Annotated in this window: 14 protein-coding genes; 8 read left to right on the top strand and 6 right to left on the bottom strand. The window is 70.4% G+C overall.

Going from position 1 to position 15,616, the window contains the following annotated elements; all coding sequences use genetic code 11:
* The first annotated feature begins 7 nt into the window (after positions 1 to 7).
* The 7 genes from frr (at position 8) to IE242_RS00215 (ending at position 7,857) form a co-directional block, all read left to right on the top strand.
* The gene (gene frr / locus IE242_RS00245) at positions 8 to 565 is read left to right on the top strand and encodes a ribosome recycling factor (protein ID WP_189854064.1); all 558 of its coding nucleotides are present in this window, start codon (positions 8 to 10) and stop codon (positions 563 to 565) included.
* Positions 565 to 1,692: a phosphatidate cytidylyltransferase gene (locus tag IE242_RS00240; RefSeq protein ID WP_189854063.1), complete on the top strand. Its 1,128-nt coding sequence runs from the start codon at positions 565 to 567 to the stop codon at positions 1,690 to 1,692. The genes frr and IE242_RS00240 overlap by 1 nt, the downstream gene beginning before the upstream one ends.
* Before the next feature lie 111 nt (positions 1,693 to 1,803).
* Positions 1,804 to 2,910: a dual-specificity RNA methyltransferase RlmN gene (gene rlmN, locus IE242_RS00235; RefSeq protein WP_189854062.1), complete on the top strand. Its 1,107-nt coding sequence runs from the start codon at positions 1,804 to 1,806 to the stop codon at positions 2,908 to 2,910.
* Between the two features lie 251 nt (positions 2,911 to 3,161).
* Positions 3,162 to 4,259 (top strand): thiamine ABC transporter substrate-binding protein, encoded by a 1,098-nt coding sequence (locus IE242_RS00230; RefSeq protein ID WP_189854061.1) that lies wholly within the window; start codon positions 3,162 to 3,164, stop codon positions 4,257 to 4,259.
* Positions 4,235 to 5,926: an ABC transporter permease gene (locus tag IE242_RS00225; protein ID WP_189854060.1), complete on the top strand. Its 1,692-nt coding sequence runs from the start codon at positions 4,235 to 4,237 to the stop codon at positions 5,924 to 5,926. The genes IE242_RS00230 and IE242_RS00225 overlap by 25 nt, the downstream gene beginning before the upstream one ends.
* On the top strand, positions 5,927 to 6,985 hold the full coding sequence (locus IE242_RS00220) for an ABC transporter ATP-binding protein (RefSeq protein ID WP_189854059.1): 1,059 nt from the start codon (positions 5,927 to 5,929) through the stop codon (positions 6,983 to 6,985).
* Between the two features lie 65 nt (positions 6,986 to 7,050).
* Positions 7,051 to 7,857 (top strand): maleylpyruvate isomerase family mycothiol-dependent enzyme, encoded by an 807-nt coding sequence (locus IE242_RS00215; RefSeq protein ID WP_189854058.1) that lies wholly within the window; start codon positions 7,051 to 7,053, stop codon positions 7,855 to 7,857.
* Between the two features lie 295 nt (positions 7,858 to 8,152).
* Here the strand turns inward: IE242_RS00215 and IE242_RS00210 are convergent, their stop codons facing one another.
* The 6 genes from IE242_RS00210 to IE242_RS00185 form a co-directional block, all read right to left on the bottom strand.
* Complete coding sequence (locus tag IE242_RS00210; RefSeq protein ID WP_229857904.1) at positions 8,153 to 8,848, bottom strand: LAETG motif-containing sortase-dependent surface protein; 696 nt, start codon at positions 8,846 to 8,848, stop codon at positions 8,153 to 8,155.
* A gap of 260 nt (positions 8,849 to 9,108) precedes the next feature.
* A complete protein-coding gene (locus tag IE242_RS00205; RefSeq protein ID WP_189854056.1) occupies positions 9,109 to 9,516 on the bottom strand; it encodes a VOC family protein in 408 nt (135 codons plus the stop codon).
* Positions 9,517 to 9,639: 123 nt separating this feature from the next.
* Positions 9,640 to 11,079, bottom strand: a complete 1,440-nt coding sequence (locus IE242_RS00200; RefSeq protein WP_189854055.1) for a hypothetical protein — start codon at positions 11,077 to 11,079, stop codon at positions 9,640 to 9,642.
* Entirely contained in the window at positions 11,061 to 11,798 is a 738-nt protein-coding gene (locus IE242_RS00195; protein ID WP_189854054.1) for an ABC transporter ATP-binding protein, read from the bottom strand. Before IE242_RS00195 ends, IE242_RS00200 begins: the two co-directional genes overlap by 19 nt.
* 260 nt (positions 11,799 to 12,058) lie before the next feature.
* Complete coding sequence (locus IE242_RS00190) at positions 12,059 to 13,477, bottom strand: aspartate aminotransferase family protein (protein WP_373299426.1); 1,419 nt, start codon at positions 13,475 to 13,477, stop codon at positions 12,059 to 12,061.
* Positions 13,462 to 13,986 (bottom strand): Lrp/AsnC family transcriptional regulator, encoded by a 525-nt coding sequence (locus tag IE242_RS00185; RefSeq protein ID WP_189854052.1) that lies wholly within the window; start codon positions 13,984 to 13,986, stop codon positions 13,462 to 13,464. Before IE242_RS00185 ends, IE242_RS00190 begins: the two co-directional genes overlap by 16 nt.
* Before the next feature lie 164 nt (positions 13,987 to 14,150).
* Between IE242_RS00185 and IE242_RS00180 the strand changes: the two genes are divergently transcribed.
* Positions 14,151 to 15,590: a gamma-aminobutyraldehyde dehydrogenase gene (locus IE242_RS00180; RefSeq protein WP_189854051.1), complete on the top strand. Its 1,440-nt coding sequence runs from the start codon at positions 14,151 to 14,153 to the stop codon at positions 15,588 to 15,590.
* The last annotated feature ends 26 nt before the right edge of the window (positions 15,591 to 15,616 follow it).

Below are 15,616 nucleotides of genomic sequence, written 5' to 3'. Positions count from 1 at the left end.
GCAAGTGGTGATCGAAGAGACCCTCCTCGAAGCCGAGGAGAAGATGGAGAAGGCCGTCGTGGTCGCCAAGGAGGACTTCGCCGCGATCCGCACCGGCCGTGCGCACCCGGCGATGTTCAACAAGATCGTGGCCGACTACTACGGTGCGCTGACGCCGATCAACCAGCTGGCCTCGTTCTCGGTGCCGGAGCCGCGCATGGCCGTCGTGACCCCGTTCGACAAGAGCGCGCTGCGCAATATCGAGCAGGCGATCCGTGACTCCGACCTGGGCGTCAACCCCAGCAACGACGGCAACATCATCCGTGTGGTGTTCCCCGAGCTCACCGAGGAGCGCCGTCGCGACTACATCAAGGTCGCCAAGACCAAGGCCGAGGACGCCAAGGTGTCCATCCGCTCGGTCCGCCGCAAGGCCAAGGACGCCATCGACAAGCTGGTCAAGGACGGCGAGGTCGGCGAGGACGAGGGCCGCCGCGCGGAGAAGGAACTCGACGACACCACCGCGAAGTACGTCGCCCAGGTGGACGAGCTCCTCAAGCACAAGGAAGCCGAGCTGCTCGAGGTCTGATGAACGACTCTTCCTGGGGGGCCCCGCCACACGCCGGGTACTGGGGGCCGTCCGACCGAGGACCTGTTCAGGGGGCTGCCCCGGCGGGTCCCGCGTACGATGCGCATGACGCCCAGCAGACTCGGCCCATGCCCATCGTGCCCGACGTCCCCGCGCATGGCGGGAACCAGGATGACGACCGGGGGGCCGCCCGGCTGGGTGGCCCCCTGTTCCGTGACGACACGCCGCAGGCGCAGCCCCAGCCCCACAGGGCGGCGCCGCAGGAGCCGGAGCCCATGCCGCCCGACGCCCCGCAGCCCGCCCCGCAGAAGAAGAGCGCGGGCCGGGACCTGGGCGCCGCGATAGGGGTCGGGCTGGGACTCGGTGCGGTGATCGTCGCGTCGTTGTTCGTCGTCAAGGCCGTGTTCGTCGGTGTCATAGCGGTCGCCGTGGTGGTGGGCCTGTGGGAGCTGACGACGCGTCTCCAGGAGCGCAAGGGCATCAAGGCGCCCCTGGTACCGCTCGCGGTGGGCGGTGCGGCGATGGTCGTCGCCGGGTACGTACGGGGCCCGGACGGCGCCTGGGTGGCGATGGCGCTCACCGCGCTCGCGGTTCTCGTCTGGCGTATGACGGAGACTCCGGAGGGCTACCTCAAGGACGTCACGGCCGGGCTCTTCGCCGCCTTCTACGTACCGTTCCTGGCCACCTTCGTCGCCCTGATGCTCACCGCGGACGACGGCCCGTGGCGGGTCCTGGTCTTCCTGCTGCTGACGGTCGTCAGCGACACGGGCGCGTACGCGGTCGGCTGGCGCTTCGGCCGGCGCAAGCTCGCCCCGCGCATCAGCCCGGGCAAGACCCGCGAGGGCCTGCTCGGCGCGATCGCTTTCGCCATGGTCGCGGGCGCGCTGTCCATGCAGTTCCTGATCGACGGCGGCACCTGGTGGCAGGGCCTGCTCCTCGGCCTCGCGGTCGCGGCCAGCGCCACGCTCGGCGACCTCGGCGAGTCCATGATCAAGCGTGACCTGGGCATCAAGGACATGGGCACCCTGCTGCCGGGCCACGGCGGAATCATGGACCGCCTCGACTCACTGCTGCCCACGGCTCCGGTGGTGTGGCTGCTGCTGGTGGCCTTCGTGGGGGCGGGCTGACCCGTTTAGCAGGCGTCTGACCTGCGCTTTTGTGCGTGAGGGTCGGGTGAGGGGCTCGTTGTCCACAGGGCGGCGGGCCCTTCCGCGTTCGTCTGCGACACTGGTAAGGCCATGCCTAAGCCCGGAGAACTCACTTTCGTCGCGCCGCGCGGAGCCAAGAAGCCGCCGCGGCATCTCGCTGACCTCACGCCCGCCGAGCGCAAGGAGGCGGTCGCCGCGGTCGGCGAGAAGCCGTTCCGTGCGAAGCAGCTGTCACAGCACTACTTCGCGCGGTACGCGCACGACCCGGAGCAGTGGACCGACATCCCCGCCTCCTCCCGCGCCAAGCTCCAGGAGGCACTGCTTCCCGAGCTGATGACGGTCGTCCGCCATCTGTCGACCGACCAGGAGACCACCCGCAAGACCCTCTGGCGGCTCTTCGACGGCACGCTCGTCGAGTCCGTGCTGATGCGCTACCCGGACCGGGTCACCATGTGCATCAGCTCGCAGGCCGGCTGCGGGATGAACTGCCCGTTCTGCGCGACCGGCCAGGCCGGGCTCGACCGGAACCTGTCGACCGCCGAGATCGTGCACCAGATCGTGGACGGGATGCGGGCGCTCAGGGACGGCGAGATCCCCGGTGGTCCGGCGCGGCTCAGCAACATCGTCTTCATGGGCATGGGTGAGCCGCTCGCCAACTACAAGCGGGTCGTGGGCGCCATTCGCGCGCTGACCGATCCTGAGCCGGACGGGCTCGGGCTGTCGCAGCGCGGTATCACCGTGTCCACCGTCGGACTGGTCCCGGCCATCCACCGCTTCTCCGACGAGGGCTTCAAGTGCCGCCTCGCCATCTCGCTGCACGCCCCGGACGACGAGCTGCGTGACACGCTCGTCCCCGTGAACACGCGGTGGAAGGTGCGCGAGGTGCTGGACGCCGGGTTCGAGTACGCGGCCAGGTCCGGGCGGCGGCTGTCCATCGAGTACGCGCTGATCCGGGACATCAACGACCAGGCGTGGCGCGGTGACCGCCTCGGCCGGCTGCTCAAGGGCAAGCCCGTGCACGTCAACCTCATTCCGCTGAACCCGACGCCCGGGTCCAAGTGGACCGCCTCGCGGCCCGAGGACGAGAAGGCGTTCGCGGAGGCCATCGCCGCCCACGGGGTGCCGGTGACCATCCGGGACACCCGCGGGCAGGAGATCGACGGCGCGTGCGGCCAGCTGGCGGCCACCGAGCGGTAGGCAGCAGTCACTACCAGCCATTGTCCGGTCAAGGGGTACGCTGACCGGCGTACACACATCTTCATATTCCGACAGGGGAGCGCCACAGCGCTGAGAGTGCGGGAGCGACCGCAGACCCTCTGAACCTCGCCCAGGTCATTCTGGGTAGGGAGATCGGTCACCACTCGAGCTGTTGCGCCCTGCCCGGGAACCCGCGAGGTCCCCGGGCAGGGCCGCGTCTCTTCCTGGTCACCCCCAGGAGGAAGAATTCAGTGAGCATCACCACCAGGACGTGCACGGCCGTCGTCGTCGGCCTGGGTCTCGTCACGACGCTGGCCGCGTGCGGGTCGTCCGGTTCCGGCGAAGGTGACGGCGGGAGCGGTGGCGGTTCCAAGACCGTCACGCTCGTCACCCATGACTCCTTCGTCGCCTCCGAGGGCGTGCTGAAGGAGTTCGAGAAGGAGTCCGGGTACGAGGTCAAGGTGCTGAAGGACGGTGACGCCGGGCAGGCCGTCAACAAGGCCGTCCTGACCAAGGACAACCCGCAGGGCGACGTCTTCTTCGGTGTCGACAACACCCTGCTGTCGCGGGCCCTCGACAACGGGGTCTTCCAGCCGTACGAGGCGAAGGACGCGGAGTCCGTTCTGTCCGAGTACCGTGCCGATCAGGACAAGCACCGGGTCACGGCCATCGACACGGGCGACATCTGTGTCAACTACGACAAGGCGTACTTCAGCGAGCACGAGCTCGATCCGCCGGTTTCCTTCGACGATCTCGTCAAGCCCGCGTACAAGGACCTCCTCGTCACCTCGAACGCTTCCACCTCCTCGCCGGGTCTCGGCTTCCTCCTCGGCACCGCCGCGCAGTACGGGGACGAGAGGTGGCAGGACTACTGGAAGAAGCTCAAGGCCAACGGCGTGAAGGTCGTCGACGGCTGGGAGCAGGCCTACAACGAGGAGTTCTCCGGGTCCGCCGGCGGGAAGAAGGCCGGGGGCGACCGGCCGCTCGTCGTCTCGTACGCCAGCTCGCCGCCCGCCGAGGCGATCTTCTCCGACCCGCAGCCGAAGACCGCGCCGACCGGCGTCGCGACCGGCACCTGCTTCCGGCAGGTCGAGTACGCGGGGCTGCTGAGCAACGCGGCGAACCCCGAGGGCGGCAAGGCGCTGCTGGACTTCATGATCGGCAAGACCTTCCAGGAGGACATGCCGATGAACATGTTCGTCGACCCCGTACGGGAGGGCGCGCAGCTGCCGGAGGACTACCGGAAGTACAGCGTCGAGGTCGACGACCCGGAGACCATGGCACCGGACGTGATCGCCGAGCATCGTGACGAGTGGGTCAAGGCGTGGACGTCGCTCGTACTGAAGTGAGGTCCCGGGCCGCGAGAGCGGTCTCGCGTTCGAGCGCGGTCCGGCTGGGGCTCATGGTCCTGCCGGTCGCGTTCTTCGCGCTCTTCTTCGCCTACCCCGTCGCCGCGATCGTCGCGCGCGGGCTGCATGTCGACGGGGTCTGGCAGTTCGGGCGGATCGGGGACGTGCTGGCGGAGTCCGGTGTCCGGCATGTGCTGTGGTTCACCGTCTGGCAGGCGCTCGCCTCCACGGCCCTCACGCTGCTGATCGCGCTGCCCGGCGCGTATGTCTTCGCGCGCTTCGAGTTCAGGGGCAAGCAGGTGCTGCGGGCGGTCGTCACCGTGCCGTTCGTGCTGCCGACCGTCGTCGTCGGGACCGCCTTCCTGGCACTGCTGGGGCGCGGCGGACTGCTCGACGAGTTGTGGGGCGTACGGCTCGACACCACCGTCTGGGCCATCCTGCTCGCCCATGTGTTCTTCAACTACGCGGTCGTCGTCCGTACCGTCGGCGGGCTCTGGTCGCAGCTCGACCCGCGCCAGGAGGAGGCCGCGCGGATGCTCGGCGCCTCCCGGTTCGCGGCCTGGCGGAAAGTGACCCTGCCCGCGCTCGCCCCGGCGGTGGCGGCGGCCGCGCTCATGGTCTTTCTCTTCACCTTCACGTCGTTCGGTGTGGTGCAGATCCTCGGCGGGCCCACGTTCGCCACGCTGGAGGTGGAGATCTACCGGCAGACCTCGGAGATCTTCGACCTCTCCACGGCCGCCGTGCTGACGCTCGTGCAGTTCGCGGCCGTCGGCGCGATCCTCGCCGTGCACGCCTGGACCGTACGGCGGCGGGAGACCGCGCTGCGACTGGTGGACGCCTCGGTGACCGCGCGGCGGCCGCGTGGCGCGGGGCAGTGGGCGTTGCTCGCCGGGGTCCTCGGCACCGTGGTCCTGCTGGTGGTGCTGCCGCTCGCCGTGCTCGTCGAGCGTTCGTTCGGCGCGCCCGGCTTCGGCTACTACGAGGCCCTGACGAACGACGACGGTGGGATCTTCCTGGTGGCGCCGATCGAGGCGGTCGGCAATTCGCTGCGGTACGCGCTGGCCGCCACCGCCATCGCGGTGGTGATCGGTGGGCTCGCCGCCACGGCCCTGGCCCGCCGGGGCGCGGGCCGGCTGGTCCGCGGGTTCGACGCGCTGCTCATGCTGCCGCTCGGCGTGTCGGCGGTGACCGTCGGATTCGGGTTCCTGATCGCGCTGGACGAGCCGCCGCTGGATCTGCGCAGCTCGTGGATCCTCGTGCCGCTCGCGCAGGCGCTGGTGGGCGTCCCCTTCGTCATACGGACCATGCTGCCGGTGCTGCGGGCCGTGGACACGCGGCTGCGGGAGGCGGCGGCCGTGCTCGGGGCGTCGCCGTGGCGGGTGTGGCGGGAGGTGGATCTGCCACTGGTGCGGCGGGCGCTGCTGATCGCGGCCGGGTTCGCCTTCGCGGTGTCGCTCGGTGAGTTCGGGGCGACCGTGTTCATCGCGCGGCCCGACAACCCGACGCTGCCGGTGGCCGTGGCACGGCTGCTCGGGCGGCCCGGTGATCTCAACTATGGGCAGGCGATGGCCCTGTCGACGATTCTGATGGTGGTGTGCGCGGTGGCGCTGCTGGTGCTGGAGCGGCTGCGGGTTCCGTCTCGTGCAGGTGCGACGGGAGAGTTCTAGATGACGCAGAGTCGGCAGAGTCCGCAGAGCCCGCAGAGTCTGCTGAGCCTCGAGCGCGCGACCGTACGGTTCGACGGGCGGCCCGTGCTCGACGCCGTGGACCTGGGCGTCGCCGAGGGCGAGATCGTGTGTGTGCTCGGGCCGAGCGGCAGCGGCAAGTCGACGCTGCTGCGGGCGGTGGCCGGGCTGCAGCCCCTCGACTCCGGGAGCTTGTCGCTCGACGGGCGCGACCAGGCGCGGGTGCCGGCGCACCGGCGCGGGGTCGGCCTGATGTTCCAGGACCACCAGCTGTTCCCGCAGCGGGACGTGGACGGCAATGTGGCGTTCGGGCTACGCATGCACGGCTTCCCGCGCGCGGAACAGGACGACCGCGTACGGGACTTGCTGGAGCTCGTTGGGCTGCCGGGCGCCGCACGGAGGGGCGTCGCGTCCCTCTCCGGGGGCGAGCAGCAGCGGGTGGCGCTGGCGCGGGCGCTCGCTCCCCGGCCCCGGCTGCTGATGCTGGACGAGCCGCTCGGCCAGCTCGACCGGTCGCTGCGGGAGCGGCTGGTCGTGGAGCTGAGGGAGTTGTTCGGGCGGCTCGGTACCACCGTGCTGGCCGTCACGCACGATCAGGGAGAGGCGTTCGCGCTCGCCGACCGGGTCGTGGTGATGCGGGACGGGCGGATCGCCCAGTCCGGTACGCCCCTCGAGGTGTGGCAGCGGCCGGTCGACGAGTTCGTGGCGCGCTTCCTCGGCTTCGACAACGTGGTCGCGGCGACCGTCAGCGGTCAGGTCGCCGACACGCCCTGGGGCAAGGTGCCCGTGCCCGAGGGATCGGCCCAGGGCCCGTGCGCGCTGCTGGTGCGGCCGGCGGGCGTACGGGTCGTGGCGGCCGGGGAGGGGCTGCGCTGCACCGTGGCCGCGCGGACGTTCCGGGGCACCCATGTCGCCGTCCATCTGAGTACGGAGGGCGCGCCGCGACTGGAGGCGGCGTGCGCGCTGCGGGAAGCGCCGGAGCCTGGGGACGAGATCGGAGTTGTCTTCGACGCGGCGGAAGTTGTTGTGCTCCGTCGCTGAAGTTGTCGTACTGGGTAGCTGAAAATGTCGTACTCGGGGGCCTTCGGCCGCCTAAGGTGCGGATCATGACGATAAGCAGGCAAGCGCGTCATGATCTCTACGGTGATGAGATCGAGAAGCAGGTACGGCAGCTCAGGGACGTCGTGACCTCCGGCGCCGATCTGTCGGCGACCGTACCGACCTGTCCCGACTGGTCTCTGGAGCAGCTGGTACGGCACACCGGCGGCGCACTGCGCTGGGTGGACCGCATCCTGCGTGTCCGGGCGCTGCAGCAGGTGCCCGAGTCGGAGGTGCCGGGGTTCGAGGGGCCGGTGGAGCGGGGTGAGCCCGCCGTGCTGGACGCATGGCTGGCGGAGACCGGCGAGCTGGTCGTCGAGTCGCTGCGGGAGGCGGGGCCCGACGCGACGGTGTGGACCTGGGGGTGGGAGCAGAGCGCGGGCTTCTGGGCCCGGCGGATGACCCATGAGATCACGGTCCACCGGGCGGACGCGACGCTCGCCGCGGGGCTGCCGTACGAGGTGGCGCCGGACATCGCCGCCGACGCCATCGACGAGTGGCTGCAGATCGTCGAGTACGTCCAGAGCGTGATGCAGCACCACGCGGCGAACGAGCTGCGCGGGCCGGGGCGCAGCATCCACCTGCACGCGACCGACGCGCCCCGGGAGCTGGATGCCGAGTGGGTCGTCGAGCTCACCGAGAAGGGCGTGGCCTGGCGGCGGGGGCACGAGAAGGCGGACGTCGCGCTGCGCGGGCCGCTCACCGAGGTGCTGCTCGCCTTCTACCGCCGGGTTCCGCTCGACAGCGGGGAGCTGGAGGTGCTGGGGGAGCGGGAACTGCTGGAGTTCTGGCTGGAGCGGGCCACGTTCGGCTGAGGGCCTGCCGCGTTCGGCTGACAACCTGCCGCGTTCGGCTGTGGGCCCGCTGGGTTCGGCTGTGGGCCCGCTGCCGTGACCGGCCCGGGCTCCATCCATACGGATCACGGATCACGGATCACGGATCACGGATCACGGATCACGGATCACGGATCACGGAGACGGATCACGGTGACGCGATGGCCCGTCCCCCGGTGGGAGGGACGGGCCACAACGGCCGCAGTACCGAGTACGGCAGAGGCCGCCGTACGGCGCACGGCCTGCGTACGGACCAGGCTCATGCGCCGGTCATACGTCAGCCCCGAGAGGCTCCCCGACGGCGCATGGCGAAGTACACGGCGCCGCCGCCGATCAGAACGAGGACCGCGGCGATTCCGGCGATCACCGGAGTGCTGGAGCCGGCGCCGGTCTCGGCGAGGTTCGACTGGCCCGCGGGTCCGGGGACGTTGCCGCTGTCCCCGGGCGCCGCGGGTGCGGTGCTCTCGGACGCCGACGGCACCGGGCTCTCGGCGGGAGCGGACGAGTCGCCGGACGGTGCGGCGGAGGACTCGTCGGAGGGCTCGTCGGCGGGCTCCTCCGACGGCTTCGGGGCCTCGTCGGCCGGCGGCGGGTTGTCGGAGGCCGTGCATGCCTCGGCGGGCGTGATCAGCGGCTCGAGGTCCTCGTTGACGTAGCTCCCGGCCGTGATGTGGATGCGGTACTCGGCGTTCGGCTTCCAGTCCTCGGGGAACGTGACGGTGACGCCTTCGGCGGTCGAGTTCTCGATCCTCTTCGTGCCGACGAGCCGCTCGTCCGCTCCCTTGTTCTCCAGGTGGACGGTGACCTCGGCGGGGACGCCCGTCGGGTCCACGTCGGTGACGCTGATGACGCCCTTGCCGTCGGCGTCGCACTCGGCCGTGGCCGAGAAGTCACGGATGCTGCAGGCCATGGCGTTGCCCGCGACGCCGAGCAGCAGCGCGGCGGAGGCGGAGGCAACACCCAGGTATCGCACCGGTCGTGCGATGCGCGGAGATATGGACACGATTGCCCTTCACGGGAAAAGCGGGGGGTTGGACGGGAACACAGCCGACTGTGGCAGCGGTGTCCTCATGTGGCTCACAGGTCTATAAGCGCTCCATAAGCACTGTCAATGCGAACCCGCGTCCCCGCGATGTGCTTTGCCCGCTTATTAACTCCCCGGAAGTTTGGGCGTGTTGAGTGGTGGCGGACGGCGCTCCGTGTGCGCGGCGCCGTCCGCCACCGGGGCGCGGCTCAGCCCTGGACGGCAGCCGGGTCCATCCACATGACCTCCCAGGTGTGGCCGTCCGGGTCGTCGAAGGAGCGGCCGTACATGGTGCCGTAGTCCTGGACCCGGCCGGAGTCCGTACCGCCCGTGGCGATCGCCTTGTCGCACAGCTCGTCGACCTTCTCGCGGCTCTCGGCGCTCAGACACAGCAGGACCTCGCTGGTCTTCGTGGAGTCCGCGATCTCCTTCCCGGTGAACTCGGCGTAGCGCTGCTTGGTGAGGAGCATCGCGATGATCGTGTCGCTGATCACGACGCAGGCGCAGTTGTCGTCCGTGAACTGGGGGTTGGTCGTGTAGCCGAGCTCCGAGAAGAACTTCTTCGAGGTGTCGAGGTCGTTCACGGCCAGGTTCACGAAGATCATCTGCTGGTACATGCGTGGTCTCTCCCGTCGGTGGTGATCCTTTCGTGGGGGTAGACCGAGGTGCCTCGCGGAACTCATCGGCGGAAGCGAAACTTTTTTCGTACGCCGCTTTCGTGTGCTGCTTTCGTACGCCGTTCAGGGGCGCAGCGGAGCGGCCGTCAGTGCCGCGATCACCCAGGTCAGCGGGCCGAAGAGGGCGAGCAGGGCGCCGACTCGGAGCAGGGCGGCGGTGCGGAGCATCGTGGCGGGCGCCCCGAGCCGTACGAGGGCGGCGGTGGTGCCCGCGCGGGCATCCCTCGCCTCGGTCGCGACGATGGCCAGCGTCATGACGGTGCAGCCGACCATCACCAGACCGCCCAGCGTGGTGAACGGGCCGATGGAGTGGCGCGCGCCGGAGTACAGGGTCGCCATGGTGAAGACGCCGCAGGCCACCGCGCACAGCACGCCGAGCGGACGTCCGATCCGCCGTGCCTCCTCCTGCAGTACGCGCCCCGCGAGCAACCGCAGCGCACCCGGCCGTACGGCCTGCAGCAGCCGGCCGCACAGGTGGGTCAGCCCCGGTCCCGCGAGGACCAGCCCGAGGGTGGTGAGCAGCCAGCCGGCGAGCGCCCCTGCGGAGCTGTGCGCGAAGCCGCCGGGAAGCAGGAGCGCGGGGGCGGACCCGGAACTGCTCGCGTACGCCTCGATCGCGAGGCCGACGGCCAGGACGGCGACGCCCCAGGGGAGGCCGCCGGGGGCGGGTTGAGGCGCGGCGCAGGTGTACGGGTCCGGTTCCCACGCGGGGGCACCGGTGGCGGTGAGCGCCGGTTCGCAGGTGTCCAGCACGGTGGACAGGGCGTGCGAGCCGTTGCCGCCGCGGCGGACGCCAGCACGGATGAGCCTGCGGCCGCCGAGCCGTCCGGGCTGCGTACGGCGCACGCCGCCGGGACCTTCCGCCGTCCGTGTTCCGCTGCCGCCGGCCTGTCGTGCTCCGTCGGCACCGGCCTGCCGTGATGCGTCGGCACCGGTCCCTCGCGGGGCCAGCAGTCCGCGGCCTTCTGCCAGCGTCGCCCACCACGGTCCCGGGCCGGCGGGGCGCAGCGCCAGCGCGACCGTCACGGCCAGGACCGCCGGCACCACCGACAGCAGCGTCAGGGCGGCCGGCAGCGGCAGCGGCAGGCCCGGGGCCAGGGCGCGGGCGGCATCGCCGGTGAAGGGCGGGCGCTCCGGCTCGCCGCGCAGATGGAGGAAGAGGAACAGGGCGAACAGTGAGCCGATGACGCCGGACAGCGCCGTCGTCATCGCGGAGAGGGCCATCAGACGGCGCGGGCCGAGGCCGATCGCCGACAGTCCGGGACGGGGGCGCGTCGCCGGGTCCGTACGCGCGACCGTCACCGCGCAGTACGCCGTGGCCGCGAGGGGCCCCGCGCACCATGCGAGCCGCAGAACGGACCTGGCGGGTGTCTCGGGGTGGGTGATCGCATGGCCCAGGACGCACAGCAGGAGGAAGGCCGTGCCGCCCGAGGCGGCCGTGACCAGGAGGCGCCGCAGATGGACGGCCGGCCGGGCGCCGCGGGCTAGACGGAGAGCGAGCACGCGGCGCGGCCCTCCGCCTCGGGGGGGTGGGGAAGGTGCACGGTGTTCACCCGCCGCCCGTCCAGCAGCGTCACCGTACGGTCGGCGAGCTCGGCGGTGTCCGCGTCGTGCGTGGCGAGGACGACCGTGATGCCGTGCGAGCGGGCCGCCGTGGTGAGGGTGCGCAGGACGTGGGCGCGCTCGGCGCGGTGCAGCGGGGCGGTCGGCTCGTCCGCGAACAGTACGGTGGGGGCGCCGACCAGGGCGCGTGCCACGACCACGCGCTGGCGCTCGGAGTGCAGCAGGGCGTACGGGCGCTTGCGGGCGCAGCCGCCGATGTCCAGCCGCTCCAGCCACTCCAGGGCGGTCTTCTTGGCGGCGCGCCGGCCGGTGCCGCGCAGCATCAGCGGCAGGGCCGCGTTCTCCCAGGCGGTCAGTTCCGGAACGAGGACCGGCTCGGGGTCGATCCAGCCGAAGCGGTCGCGGCGCAGCCGCTCGCGGGTGAGGGGGCCCATGGTGTGGACCGGTGTGCTGTTGAACCACACCTCGCCCTCCTGTGGGCGGAACTGCCCCGACAGGCAGCGCAGGAGCGTGGTCTTGCCGCTGCCGCGCGGGCCGCTGACGGCGAGGATCTCTCCCTCGCGGACGCCGATCGAGACGCCGCGCAGCGCGGGCGAGCCGTTGTGCGCATGGGTGAGGGCGCGTGCCCAGAGCACGTCGCTGTCCGGCTGGGCCACCATGGGCGTACACCTCGGTTCGGATCAGGATGCCGTGGGGAGTCCCCCGGACGGGGGAACGAAGGCGGGGCCGATCGGTTACAGGCACGCTAGGTAGTCGCCGGAGCCGGGCCGGACAGTACGCGGCCCCGGACCGCCGTTTCTCACTCGAACGGAGGACACCGGGGCCGGTGTTGATCATCAAATGCGGAAGATCATCCCCGTTTCCGGGGCGGGCGCGGACCGATGATCATCCTCGTACGGTGCGCGCGGACGGGTCGCGCTCACAGCTTCGTCCACGCCTCCGTCAGCGTCGCCCGCAGGATCTGCTCGATCTCGTCGAACGTCCCCTGGTCGGAGATCAGCGGCGGTGCGAGCTGGACGACCGGGTCGCCCCGGTCGTCCGCACGGCAGTAGAGGCCGTTGTCGAAGAGCGCCTTGGAGAGGAAGCCGTACAGGATGCGCTCGGTCTCCTCCGCGTCGAACGTCTCCTTGGTGGCCTTGTCCTTGACCAGCTCGACCCCGTAGAAGAAGCCGTTGCCGCGGACGTCGCCGACGATCGGCAGGTCGTGCAGCTTCTCCAGGGTGGCGCGGAAGGCGTCCTCGTGGTCCAGGACGTGCTGGTTCAGGCCCTCGCGCTCGAACAGGTCGAGGTTGGCGAGGGCGACGGCCGCGGAGACCGGGTGGCCGCCGAAGGTGTAGCCGTGCAGGAAGGTGTTGCCGCCCCGGTAGAACGGCTCGGCGATCCGGTCGGAGATCACGCAGGCGCCGATCGGGGAGTAGCCCGAGGTCATGCCCTTGGCACAGGTGATCATGTCCGGTACGTAGCCGAACTTGTCGCAGGCGAACATCGTGCCCAGCCGTCCGAAGGCGCAGATCACCTCGTCCGACACGAGCAGCACGTCGTACTGGTCGCAGATCTCCCGCACCCGCTGGAAGTAGCCGGGCGGGGGCGGGAAGCAGCCGCCGGCGTTCTGCACCGGCTCCAGGAAGACGGCCGCGACCGTGTCCGGGCCCTCGAAGAGGATCTGCTGCTCGATCTGGTCGGCGGCCCAGCGGCCGAACGCCTCCGGGTCGTCGCCGTGGATCGGGGCGCGGTAGATGTTGGTGTTCGGGACCTTGTGCGCGCCGGGCACCAGCGGTTCGAACGGGGCCTTGAGAGCGGGGAGTCCGGTGATGGACAGGGCGCCCTGCGGGGTGCCGTGGTAGGCGACGGCCCGGGAGATGACCTTGTGCTTGGTCGGCTTGCCGGTGAGCTTGAAGTACTGCTTGGCGAGCTTCCAGGCGGTCTCGACGGCCTCGCCGCCGCCGGTGGTGAAGAAGACCTTGTTCAGATCGCCGGGCGCGTGGTGCGCGAGGCGCTCGGCCAGCTCGATCGCCTTCGGGTGGGCGTAGGACCACACCGGGAAGAAGGCCAGCTCCTGCGCCTGCTTGGCCGCCGTCTCCGCCAGCTCGGTGCGGCCGTGGCCGGCCTGCACCACGAACAGCCCGGCGAGGCCGTCGAGGTAGCGCTTGCCGTTCGCGTCGTAGATGTGCGTGCCCTCGCCGCGGACGATGGTGGGGACGGGGGAGTGCTCGTACGAGGACATGCGGGTGAAGTGCATCCACAGGTGGTCGTACGCGGTCCGGCTGAGATCCTTCTGTTCCGTCTGTTCCGTCTGTTCCTTCTGGCTGGCGGTGCTCACGGTTATCGGGTTCCCCACATGTAGGTCTGCTTCTTGAGCTTCAGGTAGACGAAGCTCTCGGTGGAGCGCACTCCCGGGACGGCCCGGATGCGTTTGTTGATGACCTCCAGCAGGTGGTCGTCGTCCTCGCAGACGATCTCCACCATCAGGTCGAACGATCCCGCGGTCATCACCACGTACTCGCACTCGTCCATGCCAGCCAGCGCGTCGGCCACGGACTCCACGTCGCCCTCGACGTTGACACCGACCATCGCCTGGCGCCGGAAGCCCACGGTGAGCGGGTCGGTGACGGCGACGATCTGCATCACGCCCTGGTCGAGCAGCTTCTGGACGCGCTGGCGCACGGCTGCCTCGGACAGGCCGACGGCCTTGCCGATCGCGGCGTACGGGCGCCGGCCGTCCTCCTGGAGCTGCTCGATGATGGCGAGGGAGACGGCATCCAGGTGCGGGGTGCCGTGTCTGGACTCGCGGGCGTCCCTGGAGTCCTTCGGGTCTGCGCTTCGACTGGCCACGAACTCACTGTGCATGAGGACTCGACAGTCATGCAAGGCCGAATCGATGAAATTCGTTGTCGGTGGGCGCGGAGCGTGCGGATTTCGCAGCATCCGTGGGGTGGGGGGTGTTGAAAACGTCGGGCCGCGGATTAGTGTGGTGTCTCAAGGACTGGACACCTGAACCTGGAGGGCCGGCAGTGAGCAGCGAGCTGCGTCGTCTGCGCAACCACATCGACGGCGAATTCCGTGACGCCGCCGACGGACGGACCACCGAGGTGGTCAACCCCTCGACCGGCGAGGCGTACGCCACGGCGCCGCTGTCCGGCCGGGCGGACGTCGACGCCGCCATGGAGGCCGCCGCGCGGGCCTTCCCGGGCTGGCGCGACACGACCCCCGCGGAGCGCCAGAAGGCCCTGCTGAAGATCGCGGACGCCTTCGAGGAGCGGGCCGAGGAGCTCATCGCGGCCGAGGTGGAGAACACGGGCAAGCCCGTCGGGCTCACCCGCACCGAGGAGATCCCGCCGATGGTCGACCAGATCCGCTTCTTCGCGGGCGCCGCCCGCATGCTGGAGGGGCGCTCGGCCGGCGAGTACATGGAGGGCATGACCTCGATCGTCCGCCGTGAGCCGGTCGGTGTCTGCGCTCAGGTCGCGCCGTGGAACTACCCGATGATGATGGCCGTGTGGAAGTTCGCCCCGGCGATCGCGGCGGGCAACACGGTCGTGCTGAAGCCGTCGGACACCACCCCCGCGTCGACGGTCCTCATCGCGGAGATCATCGGCTCGATCCTCCCGAAGGGCGTCTTCAACGTCGTGACGGGTGACCGGGAGACCGGCCGCCTGATGGTCGAGCACCCGATCCCCGCGATGGCGTCCATCACCGGTTCCGTACGCGCCGGCATGCAGGTCGCCGAGTCCGCGGCCAAGGACGTCAAGCGCGTCCACCTGGAGCTCGGCGGCAAGGCGCCGGTCGTCGTCTTCGAGGACACCGACATCGCCAAGGCCGTCGAGGACATCTCGGTCGCCGGCTTCTTCAACGCGGGCCAGGACTGTACGGCCGCGACCCGCGTCCTCGTCCAGAGTTCCGTGCACGACGAGTTCGTGGCCGCGCTCGCCAAGGCCGCCGCCGAGACGAAGACCGGCGCCCCGGACGACGAGGACGTGCTGTTCGGCCCGCTCAACAACCCCAACCAGCTGAAGCAGGTCTCCGGCTTCATCGAGCGGCTGCCCGCCCACGCCAAGGTCGAGGCCGGCGGTCACCGGGTGGGTGAGAAGGGCTACTTCTACGCCCCGACCGTCGTCTCCGGGCTGAAGCAGGACGACGAGATCGTGCAGAACGAGGTGTTCGGGCCGGTCATCACCGTCCAGTCCTTCACGGACGAGGCGCAGGCCGTCGAGTGGGCCAACGGCGTCGAGTACGCGCTCGCCTCCTCGGTCTGGACGAAGGACCACGCGCGCGCGATGCGCATGTCCAAGGCGCTCGACTTCGGCTGCGTGTGGATCAACACCCACATCCCGCTGGTCGCGGAGATGCCGCACGGCGGCTTCAAGAAGTCCGGGTACGGCAAGGACCTGTCGGCGTACGGGTTCGACGACTACACGCGGATCAAGCACGTGATGACGTCGCTGGACGCGTAGTCCGTCTGACGCGTAGTCCGCCTGAC

The sequence above is a fragment of the Streptomyces poonensis genome, assembly GCF_014650915.1.
GTDB lineage: Bacteria > Actinomycetota > Actinomycetes > Streptomycetales > Streptomycetaceae > Streptomyces > Streptomyces poonensis.
The sequence above is the reverse complement of the archived record's forward strand: the minus strand, read 5'-3'. Positions and strand labels throughout refer to the sequence as shown.

What these genes read in the sequence shown, in the direction of transcription:
- IE242_RS00215 (WP_189854058.1), top strand. Translation starts at nt 7,051, where the DNA reads ATGACGATAAGCAGGCAAGCGCGTCATGATCTCTACGGTGATGAGATC.
- IE242_RS00205 (WP_189854056.1), bottom strand. Translation starts at nt 9,516, where the DNA reads ATGTACCAGCAGATGATCTTCGTGAACCTGGCCGTGAACGACCTCGAC.
- rlmN (WP_189854062.1), top strand. Translation starts at nt 1,804, where the DNA reads ATGCCTAAGCCCGGAGAACTCACTTTCGTCGCGCCGCGCGGAGCCAAG.
- IE242_RS00185 (WP_189854052.1), bottom strand. Translation starts at nt 13,986, where the DNA reads ATGCACAGTGAGTTCGTGGCCAGTCGAAGCGCAGACCCGAAGGACTCC.
- IE242_RS00240 (WP_189854063.1), top strand. Translation starts at nt 565, where the DNA reads ATGAACGACTCTTCCTGGGGGGCCCCGCCACACGCCGGGTACTGGGGG.
- IE242_RS00195 (WP_189854054.1), bottom strand. Translation starts at nt 11,798, where the DNA reads ATGGTGGCCCAGCCGGACAGCGACGTGCTCTGGGCACGCGCCCTCACC.
- IE242_RS00220 (WP_189854059.1), top strand. Translation starts at nt 5,927, where the DNA reads ATGACGCAGAGTCGGCAGAGTCCGCAGAGCCCGCAGAGTCTGCTGAGC.